General features: G+C 54.9%; 8 protein-coding genes. 7 read left to right on the forward strand and 1 reads right to left on the reverse strand.

Features of this window, described 5'->3' with window-relative positions; all coding sequences use genetic code 11:
- The first annotated feature begins 139 nt into the window (after positions 1-139).
- Genes H6650_15425 through H6650_15435 form a run of 3 tightly spaced genes read left to right on the forward strand, consistent with a single transcriptional unit; the run spans position 140 to position 8976 of the window.
- Positions 140-3745: a hypothetical protein gene (locus tag H6650_15425; protein MCB8953397.1), complete on the forward strand. Its 3606-nt coding sequence runs from the start codon at positions 140-142 to the stop codon at positions 3743-3745.
- Positions 3726-8678: a DEAD/DEAH box helicase gene (locus tag H6650_15430; GenBank protein ID MCB8953398.1), complete on the forward strand. Its 4953-nt coding sequence runs from the start codon at positions 3726-3728 to the stop codon at positions 8676-8678. Before H6650_15425 ends, H6650_15430 begins: the two co-directional genes overlap by 20 nt.
- A gap of 1 nt (position 8679) precedes the next feature.
- Complete coding sequence (locus H6650_15435; protein MCB8953399.1) at positions 8680-8976, forward strand: NERD domain-containing protein; 297 nt, start codon at positions 8680-8682, stop codon at positions 8974-8976.
- A gap of 15 nt (positions 8977-8991) precedes the next feature.
- Here the strand turns inward: H6650_15435 and H6650_15440 are convergent, their stop codons facing one another.
- A complete protein-coding gene (locus H6650_15440; protein MCB8953400.1) occupies positions 8992-9648 on the reverse strand; it encodes a Uma2 family endonuclease in 657 nt (218 codons plus the stop codon).
- 240 nt (positions 9649-9888) lie between these two features.
- Here H6650_15440 and rph point away from each other — a divergent pair, with 240 nt between their 5' ends.
- The 4 genes from rph (at position 9889) to cofC (ending at position 13967) form a co-directional block, all read left to right on the forward strand.
- Complete coding sequence (gene rph, locus H6650_15445; GenBank protein ID MCB8953401.1) at positions 9889-10611, forward strand: ribonuclease PH; 723 nt, start codon at positions 9889-9891, stop codon at positions 10609-10611.
- A gap of 48 nt (positions 10612-10659) precedes the next feature.
- The gene (locus H6650_15450) at positions 10660-11865 is read left to right on the forward strand and encodes an amidohydrolase (protein MCB8953402.1); all 1206 of its coding nucleotides are present in this window, start codon (positions 10660-10662) and stop codon (positions 11863-11865) included.
- 127 nt (positions 11866-11992) lie between these two features.
- On the forward strand, positions 11993-12976 hold the full coding sequence (locus H6650_15455; protein ID MCB8953403.1) for a 2-phospho-L-lactate transferase: 984 nt from the start codon (positions 11993-11995) through the stop codon (positions 12974-12976).
- A 346-nt stretch (positions 12977-13322) separates the two neighbouring features.
- Entirely contained in the window at positions 13323-13967 is a 645-nt protein-coding gene (gene cofC / locus H6650_15460; protein MCB8953404.1) for a 2-phospho-L-lactate guanylyltransferase, read from the forward strand.
- The last annotated feature ends 58 nt before the right edge of the window (positions 13968-14025 follow it).

Consider the following 14025-nt stretch of genomic DNA (forward strand, 5'->3'; position numbering starts at 1 on the left):
TACTGTCAATAGCTTTCGTCTCTCTATAACCCATATTAAACTGGAATCTAAGCGTAAACTAACTTGATTGAGAATCACGTGCAAAAACCATTATCAACTGAGAGGAAATTTGAGATAGAGTTATCGGGAGAGCATTATCATGCCAAAAACAAGCAAAACGCTAAGACAACAACTTGATGATTGGGAGAGACGACTAAAAGAACATATTGGCGAAGGCGACATACTGTTGGGAGAATTGGGCTTCAGGCGTCAGGATTTAGAACAAATCGGCCAGTTATTGGCAGACACGGAATTTTGGTATCTGCGCCAAAAACGTCGCTCAATCGAACAAACCTTACACCATGTTGATAACCAGTGGCCGCTAACCTATGCCCTCTTTCTAGTTTTGGAGGGCGTTTACAACTATGAAAGTGGCGACTATTGGGATGGTCCCAGCAAACAGCTTGGTTTACAAAGCATCCACACCTCAGCTTGCGGACAGTTGTTTCTGGAAGTCCTCGCTCAACACGATCTTCCCACCTTTGAACAAAGCGGCGGTCTTGCCTATGTGACGCCTATTTTGCTGCATGGCGGCATCCCTAATGATCTGTTGCCTGATTTCTTCGATTTTCTATGGCGCAATGAGAAAAGGCCGCACAGCATTACCCTGGATACGAAGTCGCTGCTTCAACTTTGGCGACAGCAAACTGACGACTACTTCCGGTACTTATCCAAACCCGCTCAACGTTTTTTGAAGGATGGCGATCTGGTAGCCGAAGATTTGGTGGATCGCTGCCTCGATCTATTTGACACTGATTCTCCTGAAGAAACGGAAGTCCTCGTTGATTTACCCCAACGAATTATCCACGCTTACTGGCATTGGCGCGACGAAAAAGGCATTCAAACGCACTCCACCACGCCCCGCATCCGTCTACAAAAGCCAATCCTTACCATCGCCCCCTATAATGCAGACATTGGTTTATACCTACCTCCGCAGCAATTTCCCAACCGGGCCACACCCAATCAACTTATATGGCGCCTTGTCGCTGACAACTATCCAGAGCAAATTGTCAACTGTAACCCACAGCGTATTGAGGGCGGTAGCCAATTTCTCGCCGAACAGCCGCCCGCCATTCTGCCAGCCAAAGCGTATCAACTTCATTTAGAAACGGCCGACAATACCCTGCAAATTTGGACGATACCCGCTTTCGGCGATCCCCCCATCCTCTTTTTTCTCCCCTATGACGACTATGAAGGCGACGCGCTTGTTGACCAGGAACGGTTCCGCCCCGGCGAACGCTGGTTGCTTTATCCAGAACAATACACCTGGAAAACAATCGGGAGGAGCCGCAAGTTGCACAATCTGCCGCGGCTAACGGGCGATTGGCATAGGTACAAGTTGGAACTATGGCAGCTTGCGCCGGGCGAAATGGTATTGCTAGACGGCGACGGCCGGGAACACCCCTTCGGCATCATTCACGAAACAGTACGTCCGCGCCCCCACTTTATTGGCGGCGATAGATTGCCCCTGCCCACTTCCGTCGCTGATTTTCCTCTGTACATTGGCCGTCCGCCTTCTATCGCCTTGTACACCAGCCAGCTCCATCGTTGGCGCCTATTAATACGCGCCGCCGGCGCGTCTCAACCAGGTGAACCCCGCTCATTCAAACTGTCGCGGCTCGCCTGTGAATCAGTAGAGAATGGCCTCCGCCTGGATTTGTCTCAACCGGAATTGCTGGGCGAAACGCCGTTCGGCAGATTTGAAATTGTCCTGCGCGGCCCATTAGGGCGCAGCCACCAACTTGGCCTACGTCTCATTCCCGCGCTAGCCGTTGCCGGTTTAGACCAACTTTATCTGGACAACGCCAACCAGATGGCCGAATACCAATTCACCTGCGGCGCGGCGACAACCATCCGCCAAAACCCGCCTCAGAGCGGCGTAGTGTTACAAGAAGCAGTCGCCAACGAGGAACATAGGCGCTACCGCCTCGAAGCGCAGCCTGACATTAAACGGCTCAATCTACAGTTGCGGCACGAAGGCGTCATCATCCCTCTGACAATTCCCATTCGCCGCTTACGGTGGGGTTTGCAGCATGGTCAAGAGAAAGCCGTTTTCTGGCAAACAGAGCCGTCAGCTATTTACCCCGGCAGCTTACAAAACGCCGCGCTCTGGGTGGATATACCGGTCACAAAAGAAAACCCGCTGCGTGTTGGCTGGCAGTTAATTGACAGCGCGGGCGAAATTTGGCGGGAATTGCCGCCCCACGATCAGCCAGTGCAGCATCAACTCCAATGGCCGCTCAATGAATTAACGGCCGTCTGGCGCGAGCGGCAGGAAACATTATGCTGGCAACTGCTCATTCAAAAGCCAGAGGTTGATGATCCGCTTATTATTCCCGCTTTTTTCCTCTTGCCCACATTAGATTTTGGAGTCCTGAATTACGATTGGCAAACCAGCGACAACCATACGCGGCTGACCCTACTATGGGAACATTCGCGGCCGGGGAGTTATCAATTACAGCTATGGTCGCTAGATCGCCCTTGGGTTAAGGAGCCATTGCGCCTGCGGCTGCCAGAAACAAACGATACGCTGGTCGAATGGCAGTTGACAACAAAGGAACTGCCAGCCGAAGCATATCTGGCAGAATTGATTGCGTACAACCCCTGGCAAAGCAGCCAGCCGCAGCGTCCCCAATCTCGAGCGCCGAACAGCCTGCTGATCAAACCGTCCGACCTGAGCCAACATTATGCTGAAATTACCCGCTTGCGCGATAGGGGAGAAGCCTCTATTGAGCAGCTATTGGCTCTGATTGCTCACCAGTTTTACAATAATCAACAACATGAAATGCACCAGACCAACAAAGCTATTGCCGACCAAAAAGAAGTGCTCTCGCTAACTTGGTTAATCCGCTGGCTTGAACTGGCCGTCACTCTAAACAAGAATGCGTATACTTTAGCCCAAATCAGGGCATTTGACCCGGCCATCATTGATCGCCTGGCGAAACAATCTTGGTCAGACGACGAACTAGACGCTTACTTTAACCACTTGCCAAATAACAAACTCAGCGAAAAAGTGTACACCTGGATAATTCAGTCTGGTATACGACAGCCGCGTCGCCACTGTCTGGTCACGCTTTGTCGCTCAGCAACAGACACGCCAGAGCGGAAAAAAGCTATGCTAACAGCCATCCACGCCATTTTGGAAGATGTAGGCGACGGGGCGCTGCTCTTGCGCGAAGCGGTTGATCTGTTGACGCCCAACGCGCTGACAGCGGCTAATTGGCTGGCGCAAAATGGTGGACTGGACGCCGCTGAGATACTTCACGAACTAACTGTTCGCGCCCATTTACTCCCCAACTGGATTGCGCCCAAAGTCCAGATTAAAACCAATCTGGGCATTATCCGCGTAGTAAAATTGCGCCATCGTGCGAGCAACGAAATTCGCTTTTGCGCTTCCCTGAACGACAATTGCTACGCTGAGGGAGAATTGCTAACAAAGCCAACGTCCGTTCCTATTCGCCTGGATTTACGCAACAAACAACTCCGCTTTACCCGAACGGAGCCATACCAGTGCCGGCATTGCCACCAACTATTCACCAGCCTGGCCGATTGCAGCCAACATCATGAAGCGGATCACGCCAAGCAGCCGCCAGCGCGAAAGCGGTTAAAACGAGACTGTTCTATATCTTTATTGGCTATCGCTTTGCCAGTGGACGACCCAGCAACAACCTTGAGGAGGCGACCGAATGAAATTGCACCCAATTAACACCACTCGGAAGATTAGCGAAGCGTATCAACGCTATCTCAAGACAATCTACCCTTTTCGGGATGAAAGCCTCCGGCGAATTTTCTGGGCAAAACTGGCTGAACCGGAGCGGCTGGTCAAAGGCCCATTGCTGGAAGCTTCGCCCCCCTTTAGAACGGGGAAGTCATTGGCCGATCTCGTCAACGAGGCTGTTTTGCACCCCAGTTTTCAACGATTGTGTCGGCCTGGGACATTGCCTTATGAACGGCCGTTATACGTTCACCAGGAAAAAGCAGTTCGGAATGTGGTTAAAAACGGCCGTAATCTCATCGTCGCCACGGGCACCGGGTCGGGTAAAACGGAGAGCTTCCTCATCCCCATTTTTGAGTACCTGCTGCGCGAAGAAGAAGCTGGTACGCTCGGTCAGCCCGGCGTCCGCGCCTTGCTGCTTTACCCCATGAACGCCCTGGCAAACGACCAGTTAAAACGGCTGCGTGAACTGCTGAACAACTATCCGGCGATTACTTACGGCCGTTATATTGGCGAAACTGTTGACCAACGCAGTAAAGCGCTGCAAGAATATCGGGAAGAATGGCATGGCAAGCCGGCAGTCAACGAGTTGATTTCCCGCGAGGAAATGCGCGGCAAGCCGCCCCACATCCTCTTAACCAACTATGCCATGCTGGAATATCTACTGCTGCGGCCGCAAGACACCGAACTTTTCGATGGTGACACTGGTAAGCATTGGCGCTTTATCGTGGTGGACGAAGCCCACGTTTACAACGGGGCCAGCGGCATTGAAGTCGCCATGCTGCTGCGCCGTCTCAAAGATCGCATCGTCCAAAGCGAAAAAGGACGTTTGACCTGTATCGCCACCTCCGCCACATTGGGCGAAGGGCGCAAAGATTTTCCCCAGGCGGCCAGATTTGCCCAAAACCTCTTTGACGAAGAATTTACTGCTAACGATGTGTTTGAGGCAGAGCGACTGGATGTTAGTGAATTAGGCGCCGTTTGGGGCAGCGGCACGACCAGGCTATACGCTGAACTGAACAGACTATTCTACAACGGTGCAACGCCCTCCCCCAAAGCTGTGGCTGATTGCGCTGCTCAATATGCGGTTCCGACGGCCGTGTTGCAGAATATTCGTCAAAGCGGCGGGGCAAACCGTGCCTTGTACGCTCTCTTAAAGGGAGACTGGAACATTCATCAACTACAAACTGAGCTAAAAAAAGAGCCGGATTTACTTCCCCAGGTCGCTGGTAAAATCTTCACCGATCTTTCGCTGGATGACGCCCAAGAAGGGTTAATTGATCTGATCAACCTGGCAGTTCGCGCCCGGCCAGACGGCAACAGCCTGCCCCTTATTCCCGCCCGTTATCATCTCTTTGCCCGCGCTTTAGAAGGGGCGTTTGTTTGCCTCAATCGCGCCAAACACAACGATAGCCAACCCCGTCTCTTTCTCAATCGGCATGAAATTTGCCCTGATTGCAAAAGCCGGGTCTTTGAAATTGCCACTTGCGCCCGCTGCGGCATCGCCTACATTGTGGCCGAAAAGAAAACAGAGGACAACAATGGGCGACGAGCGGAACATCTGCACATTCCCAAAGGTGGACGTGGAAGCGAAGGACAGTCTCTGCTCTACTATATCCTTAGCGACGATCTACCTGCGCCAGATGAAGACGAGTTAGACGAAGAAGCGGTAGATACGGAATGGCTCAGGCATACGCTCTGTATCAACTGCGGGCAAATTGTTCAGGACGGCGAGACGTTAAGCTGTTCCTGTCAACAGACCATAACGCTGCGTAAAACAGATTTCGATGGCACAGATCAAGAGAAAGTCTACTGCCGCCAGTGCGCCACCCGTGCGCGGGGCGGTGGCGTTTACCGCTTCCTCACTGGACAAGACGCCCCGGTCAGTGTTCTAGCAACTGCCTTGTACAGCGAAATTCCCGAAGGTAAAGATAGCTTCGCCCACGACAAGCCTGGACAGGGGCGCAAACTGCTCATCTTTGCCGATAGCCGTCAGGATGCTGCCTTTTTCGCACCTTATCTGGAACGCACCTATACCAACATTTTACGCCGTCGTTTACTTCATGCAGCCTTAGGCCAAGACCGCGCCGCCCAACGAGGACAGCTGACGCTGGATGATGTCGCTGAACGATTGCGCGAACAAGCAGAACGTGCTGGTCTCTTTCCATCCCGGTTTAGCAATGACCAAAAAATGCGGCAAATGTGTACCTGGCTCATGCAAGAATTAGCACCTACAGATCGCAATCAAAGTTTGGAAGGCTTGGGGATGTTACAACTACGCTTGAGATGGCCACATGGCTGGCAAGCGCCCCAGCCTTTGTTAGAACCACCCTGGAGCTTATCAGCGCCGGAAGTTGAAGTCCTGTTGCGTTTATTGCTGGACACTATCCGGCGCGGAAGGGCCTTTCGCTTTCCGCCCCAAGTTGATCCCCAAGATGAAATTTTTGCGCCACGTAACGTACAACATTACTTTACCGGGCAATTACATAGTGGCGAAAAGCTGCCCAGATATATCCTGCGCTGGTTGCCAGGACGAGGATCAAACGGCCGTCTCAACATCCTCGACAAAATCCTTGCCAGACAAGCCCCGGAACTGCCTCTAACTGATCGTCGCCGCCTGATCAAAGAAACCCTAAACACCTTATGGGAGAATCATTTTGCGCCAATAGACAGTGTGTGGCGGCGCAGCGGTTATTTCCTGCCTGAAAACCTTCCCCGGCGACGCGGCGTCGGTTATCTTTTAGACTACGCCTTCTGGGAATGGGCGCCGTTCCAAGAAGATACACTGCTCTGGCAGTGCAACCAGTGCCGCAATGTCAGCCATATCTGCGTCCACAACATTTGTCCCACCTACGGTTGTGGAGGCGAGTTGCAACCGACAACCATTGTCGAGCTAAAGCGCAATGATAATCATTACCGCAATCTGTATGAAACATTGAATCCCGCCGACATTGCCGTTGAAGAACATACGGCTCAATGGACGGCCAAAGAAGCCCGTAATATCCAGAACAAGTTTGTGCGCGGTGACGTCAACGTGCTGTCCTGCTCAACCACCTTTGAATTAGGCGTAGATGTGGGCGATTTGCAGGCGGTGATGATGCGAAATGTGCCGCCTGCCACTGCCAATTACGTCCAGCGAGCCGGTCGCGCCGGTCGGCGCACCGATTCGGCCGCTTTCGCCCTCACCTTTGCCCAACGCCGCTCCCATGATCTTGCCCATTACGAAAGACCAAAAGGGATCGTAGCCGGAAAAATTCCCACGCCTTCCGTCGCCATCCGCAACCCCAAAATCGCGCAACGGCACATGCACTCCGTTTTGATCGCCGCCTTCTTCCGATGGTGTAGGGATGAACACGGCCGTTTCCGCGAACGGCGCGAAATGCGCGTAGGGACATTCTTTACATCAATGGGCAATCTTGAAACCGGACAAGAGTTATTCCATCAATACCTTGCATTACAACCAGAAGATGTGAAGCAGGCTCTACTACGCATTGTTCCTGTCGAGTTACAGTCTGAACTAGGTGTGGAAGATTGGAATTGGTTGGCTAAACTGCGAGAGGTATTTGATTTGGCTGCACAAAAGGTATTAGATAGTTTGCAGTATTATGAGGAAAAATATCAAGAGGCAGTCCGAGAGCGAAAACGATCAGATTACCTCTTGAAAACAATTAAAACCATTTCTGATCGAGATTTGATTAACTTCTTCGGCCAACACAATGTACTACCTAAATATGGTTTTCCAGTGGATGTCGTTGATTTCATTACCGACTATGTAAATGATAATGATGTGGCGCAACAAGTAGAATTGCAGCGCGATCTACGTATGGCAATCTCTGAATTTGCCCCAGGTTCTAAACTAGTGGCGGCCAAGAAGGTTTGGACTGGCGGCGGCCTTTACTTACCAGCCCACAAGCGGTGGGAATCCTTTGCTTTCGCAATCTGTATCAATCCGTCGTGCAAAAGATTTAACTTACAAATCGGCTCCGCTCCCGTGACGCAGTGTCAATGCGGCCAAGCTCTTCCCTCGAACAAATGCAGAGTAAGCGGTATCATGATCAAACCAGAGTTTGGCTTTATAGCTGATCGTGATGTAAGTGATCCGGGGGAATCAAGGCCGCCCAGAAGTTACGCCTCACGTGTCTATTTCCAAGACTACGCTCAAGACGTGGCCGTTAATGCGCCTGAAACCGAACATCAAGAAGATGTGCGGTCCCACCCGGAATTAACCAAAGCCAATATTGCCGTCGCCACCCGCTACTCCCGCTATGGGCAACTAGTTTTGGTCAATCATGGGCCGGAGGGATGGGGTTTCCATATCTGCCCCATGTGCGGCTACGGCCATCCTATCCCGGACGCCGCCATGCAGTCGCCTGCCCCCACGCTAGGCAGTCGCCGAGGCAGAGGCCGTCAGCGGCCGCAACAGTCGCTTAAACACAAAAATCCGCGAACCGGTCGGGATTGCCCGGACGATAATCCCATGCAACGACGGTTAGGCCACTCGTTCATTACCGACGTCTTAGAAATTCGGCTAACCGGCCTGCTACCCATGCAACATCATATGCCGGTAAATCAGGACGAAAAAGACCTATGGTACACCCTGCTATATGCCTTCCTGGAGGGCGCGAGCCGGGCATTGAGCATCCGCCGCGACGATCTAAACGGCACTGCTTATTATTACCAGCCGGACATCCCGCCAGCCTTGATTTTGTATGATGACGTGCCAGGCGGAGCGGGGCACGTGCGCCGCATTAACGAAGCGTTGCCGGCAGTCTTCCAGGCCGCTTACGACCATGTGAACAGTTGCGAATGCGGCCCGGAAACCGCCTGCCATCAATGTCTTTGGAATTTCTACAACCAACCTCTCCACGAAAAGCTAGCGCGTGGTTTGGCGGTTGATTTCTTAAAGCAATCGCTGGAGCGATAAAATGGCTAAGATGTTTCCTTCCATAATCAGCCCGGATGTCGCTAGCCAGGCTGAAAAAACGCTGTACTACTTGTTCAGTAGCCATTTGCCTAACGACTACATGGTTTTCCACTCTGTCGCCTGGCAGTCGCGCAGCGAAATTTATGGCACTCGTGACGGGGAAGCTGATTTTGTCATCATTCATCCCCGTTTAGGTATTCTCGTCTTGGATGTCAAAGGCGGCGTTAATAATTATGGTGGCGAGAATGACATCTGGCTGCAAAGGGGTCACATTACTGTAAAACCTTACCACGTATAAACCAGAAATTTGGCGTTAGACTTGCTCCAGCAATTGGCGGAGGGTTTGCAGGTTTTGGGTTTCGTCAAAAATAGCGCGGGCGGGGATGGCGAAGCCGGGGATGGTGGGGCTGCGCAGAAGAGCGTCTTTTACTTTGACGGCCAGTTTATATTGCCCTTCTTCCAGCAGGTATTGCTCGACTGTTTCCGCCTCCGGGTCAACGATCCAATACTCGGTGACGCCGTGAGCGGCATAATCTTCAAACTTGATGCCGCGATCCCGTGCTTCGGTGCTTTCAGATAGGATTTCCACTGCCAGATCCGGCGCAGGAAAGCGCATCTGGTGACGTGTGAACAACCTGGCCTTCTCCACATTGAAGAAGCATACATCTGGCTCATAGTCGTTGCGGGACAGGGAAATGAGCAGCTTCTCATGCCCCACATAGCCTGACTGGCGCGAACGAACGTAGCTACCCATGAGGGTAGCTAACAACTGGCTTACTCGATCATGTTGCATTTTGACGGGTGAATGGAAGACAATCTCGCCGTTGATGAATTCGGCTTTGTCTTCATCGGTGATGGTCTGGTAAAAGTGTTCCCGCTTCCGCTGCTCGACCTTGAAAGCCTCTTGCAACTGGCGCAAATAGTGTGGGAATCGTGGTGAGTTTAAAATTGGGTCTAAAACCGTGGCCATATCGCTTGACTCCGGTGAAGGAATGAGGGATGAAGTATGATGGGTCTGACGTGGAAACATGTTGAGGTTTGTCGGTGGGCATGCCCGATCAGATAGGGAATAGACGGGAATGCGCTGTTGCTACCATGTTTCCATTATAAATCATTTGTGCGTTGGTGGCATGAAAATGTGGCGGAATGTTAGGCCAATGCCGGCATCCTCCGCTATAATCCCTCCCACATCAAACAAAGGCTCGCACCCATGACCCGACCCGACAACCGCCAACCAGACGAACTGCGCCCCATCACCTTCACCCCCGGCTACACCCGTTGGGCCGAAGGCTCCGTCCTCGCCTGCTGCGGCAACACGCAGGTGCTGTGCAACGTGACCATTGAGAACCAGCTTCCCCCCTGGCTGCGCGGCGCGAACCCCGCGCAAGGATGGCTCACGGCGGAGTACGCCATGCTGCCCCGCAGCACGCACCAACGCACGCAGCGCGAACAACGCTGGCCCAAAGGCCGCACGCAGGAGATCTCCCGCCTCATCGGGCGCAGCCTGCGCATGGCCCTTGACCTGTCACAGTTGGGCGAGCGCACGCTGATGGTGGATTGCGATGTGCTACAGGCGGACGGCGGCACGCGCACGACGGCCATCAACGGCGGTTGGGTAGCGGTGCAATTGGCGCTGCGCCCACTGGTGGCGGCGGGAACCATCCCCGAGGCTGTTTTTCGGCATCAGATTGCGGCGATCAGTGCCGGCATTTTCCAAAACACCCCCCTCCTCGACCTCGCCTACGCCGAAGACACCGCCGCCGACGTAGACATCAACCTCGTCATGACCGGCGGCGGCCACATCATCGAAATCCAGGGAACCGCCGAACACGCCCCCATCCTCCGCCCCGACCTGGATCGCCTCCTCGACCTCGCCGCCCGTGGCATCACCCAAATCCTCCCCCGCCAACGCCGTGCCCTCAACCCATCCTAACGCCCCGTTTCCCGTTCCCCGTTCCCCGTTTTCCGTTGATGATTGCCCATGCCAAACTCACCATTTCACGCCGAAGCAACCGCCCTGTTTCCCGAACTCGTGCGCCTGCGCCGCGACTTCCACCGCCACCCGGAGGTGGGCTTTCAAGAACGCCGCACCGCCGCCATCATCGCCCGCGCCTTGCAAGAATATGGCCTGGTCGTGCGACAAGGCGTCGGCGAGACGGGCGTGGTCGGCCTGCTGGAAGGGGCGCGCCCCGGCCCCACGGTGCTGCTGCGCTTTGACATGGACGCGCTCCCCATTCAGGAGGAAAACGAGGTCGATTATGCCTCGCAAAACGAGGGCGTGATGCACGCCTGCGGCCACGATGGGCACATGGCCATGGGGTTGGCGTTGGTGCGACTGTTCGCCCATCGTCGGGAGCAAATGGCGGGGCGGCTGAAGTTTATCTTTCAGCCGGGCGAGGAAGGGCGCGGCGGGGCGCTGGCGATGATTGCCGATGGCGTGCTGGATAATCCGCGCGCGGACGTGGCCTTTGCCATGCACCTGTGGAACACGCTGCCGCTGGGTCGGGTGCGCGTGATTGAGGGACCCTGTATGGCGGCGTCCAGCACGTTCACGCTCACCATCAAAGGGAAGGGGGGGCATGGAGCCGCACCGCACCAGTCGATTGACCCGGTGCTGGCCGGTGCGCACATTGTGGCCGGCATGCAGTCCATTGTCAGCCGCAGCGTGGACCCGTTGGAGTCGGTGGTGGTGACGGTGGGGCAGTTTACTGCCGGCACAACCTTCAACGTCATCCCCGATCAGGCCATCCTCAAAGGAACCGTGCGCAGCTACGAACACGAAATGCACCACATGGTCTACCGCCGCATCCTGGAAATGGCCCAATACATGGCCGCCGCCTTCCGCTGCACCGCCCACATGGAAACCATCGCCATCGTCCCCGCCGTCGTCAACGCCCCGGAACCCACCGCCATCGTGCGCGCCGCCGCCGCCAGCCTCGTCGGCACGGCCAACGTCGTCGGTGGGCGCAGCATGGCCTCCGAGGACATGGGCCTCTTTCTGGAAGAGATTCCCGGCTGCTACTTCTTTGTCGGTTCCATGAACGAAGAGCAAGGGTATCACTACCCCCATCACCACCCCCGCTTCGATTTTGACGAACGGGCAATGATCACCGGCGTAGCCACGATGGCCGCCGCCGCCGCCGCCTACGTACTCGCGGAAAATCCGGAGATCTTCCCGGAAGCCTGATTCCCAACCGAACACCTCTCCGACAACTTCCGGGAAGATGGCGTCACACACCACGTCCCATCCGATTCCCATACGTTACTCATTTCTTCCTATACCACCAGGGGCGGGGATGTGATAAAGTTGACGCATGTCATCTTCAGCATTGCGGACTACGGACTCCCCTCAAGAAACACAATTCCCAAACCTGAACGTTGTCTGCCTGGCGGGCGGGGTCGGCGGCGCCAAACTGGCGCACGGCCTGGCGCGCGTTTTGCCCGCCGCGCAGTTGACCATCATTGGCAATACGGGTGACGATTTCCGCCACTGTGGCCTGACGATTTGCCCCGACCTGGATACGGTGATGTATACGCTGGCGGGCGTGGCCAATGCGGAGACGGGGTGGGGGCGTGGCGGCGAAAGTTGGACGGCGTTTACGGAGATGGGGCGGCTGGGCGGCGCGGATTGGTTCCGCCTGGGCGACCTGGACCTGGCCGCACACCTGACGCGCGCCCACTTGCTGGAGCAGGGCAAGACGTTGACGGCGGCCACGGCGCACCTGTGCGCCCATTTGGGGGTACTGCCCCCACTTTTGCCGATGAGCGACGCGCCCGCGCCGACGCAGGTGGCGACGGATGAAGGGGTGCTGGCTTTTCAGGAGTGGTTTGTGCATCGTCGCTGGCAACCGCGCGTGCGGCAGGTTGTGCTGCCGGAGGATGTGAAGGCGACGCCCCAGGTGATGCGGGCGCTGTCCCGCGCCGATGTGGTGATTATCGCGCCGTCGAACCCGTTTGTGAGCATTGACCCTATTTTGAATGTGTATCCGATTCGGGAGATGGTGGCGGATTTGCCGGCATTGGTGGCCGCCGTGAGTCCGATTATTGCCGGCATTGCCGTCAAAGGACCCGCCGCCAAAATGATGCAGGAAATGGGGCTGCCCAACAGCGCCGCCGCCATCGCCGATTACTACGCCGACCTCGTGGATTTGTTCGTTTATGATGAGCAAGATGCCGGCATTACCCTCACCCACAACCCCCACCACCTTTGCACCAACACCATCATGCGCAACACCCACGACCGCGAACGCCTGGCGCGGGAAATCCTCAACGCCGTCGTAGACCACCTGGCTGCATGAATTGTCAAGGGGTGTGTTTCAAGTGAGTTGAGCGTGTAAGCGTCTGTAGGACAATTCGCCGAATTGTCCTGTTGTGGCACAGGACAATTTAGCAAATTGTCCTACGTCTGCTCCAACTGAAATGAAACGCACCCATTGTCAAGTTGGTGAATCATCAACCTTAAAAATCTCTTTAAGGTTGACTCTACTGAAAAAAGGCCAAAAACCGGGTTTTTGCACATGAACCACTCTGGTAATTTCAGCCGGACAATCAAAAAACCCGGTTTTTTCAGTGAACTCAAGGTTGGACACCCAATTAACCATTCACCCATTAATCATTCCTCCACCCTTTTCCAAAAGGACTCCCATGAGCATCTGGGCCATTATTCCCGTCAAGCCGCTGCGCGACAGCAAAAGTCGCCTGGCGCGCGTCCTCACGCCCGACCAGCGGGCGGAACTAACCAGCGAACTGCTGCTGCGCACGTTGCAAGCCATCAAATCTTCGCAGCAAATCTACCGCACCCTGGTCATCAGCCGCGACCCGGCCGTTCTAAAACTGGCGCGCCACGAGGGAGCCTACACCTACAACGAGGGCGACCGCCACGGGCTAAACGAAGCGGTGACACGCGCAGCAGGCGTCACCGCGGCGCGACATGCCGGCAGCATCCTGATTTTGCCGGCAGATCTCCCCTACATCACCGCCGAAGACATCAGCCTCCTTGTCCTTTCCCTGCCCGAAGTCGGGTCTGAACCCGTGACCATTATCTGCCCGGACCACGAATACGACGGAACCAACGCCCTTCTCCTCTCGCCGCCGCTGGAATTCACCTTTCATTACGGCGTGGGCAGCTTCCACAAACATCAAGACGAAGCCCACAAACGACAACGGCGCCTCGTCACGGTGGCGCTGCCCGGTATCCAATTCGATGTGGATACGGAAGAAGATTGGACGGCCTATCAGGTCATTGAGCGTCACCCGCTGCCGTCGAATGTCCCCCTGCCTTTTCCTTGATAACCTCGCGCGCGCATTGCCTCTCCATTGCGCCGTTTGCCCATTCGCGGAATTGCCC

It is taken from the genome of Ardenticatenales bacterium (assembly GCA_020634515.1).
In the GTDB taxonomy this organism is placed as follows: domain Bacteria; phylum Chloroflexota; class Anaerolineae; order Promineifilales; family Promineifilaceae; genus JAGVTM01.

Excerpts from the sequence above, each read along its gene's own strand:
- H6650_15425 (MCB8953397.1), top strand. The coding sequence starts at position 140 with ATGCCAAAAACAAGCAAAACGCTAAGACAACAACTTGATGATTGGGAG.
- H6650_15430 (MCB8953398.1), top strand. The coding sequence starts at position 3,726 with ATGAAATTGCACCCAATTAACACCACTCGGAAGATTAGCGAAGCGTAT.
- H6650_15435 (MCB8953399.1), top strand. The coding sequence starts at position 8,680 with ATGGCTAAGATGTTTCCTTCCATAATCAGCCCGGATGTCGCTAGCCAG.
- H6650_15440 (MCB8953400.1), bottom strand. The coding sequence starts at position 9,648 with ATGGCCACGGTTTTAGACCCAATTTTAAACTCACCACGATTCCCACAC.
- rph (MCB8953401.1), top strand. The coding sequence starts at position 9,889 with ATGACCCGACCCGACAACCGCCAACCAGACGAACTGCGCCCCATCACC.
- H6650_15450 (MCB8953402.1), top strand. The coding sequence starts at position 10,660 with ATGCCAAACTCACCATTTCACGCCGAAGCAACCGCCCTGTTTCCCGAA.
- H6650_15455 (MCB8953403.1), top strand. The coding sequence starts at position 11,993 with ATGTCATCTTCAGCATTGCGGACTACGGACTCCCCTCAAGAAACACAA.
- cofC (MCB8953404.1), top strand. The coding sequence starts at position 13,323 with ATGAGCATCTGGGCCATTATTCCCGTCAAGCCGCTGCGCGACAGCAAA.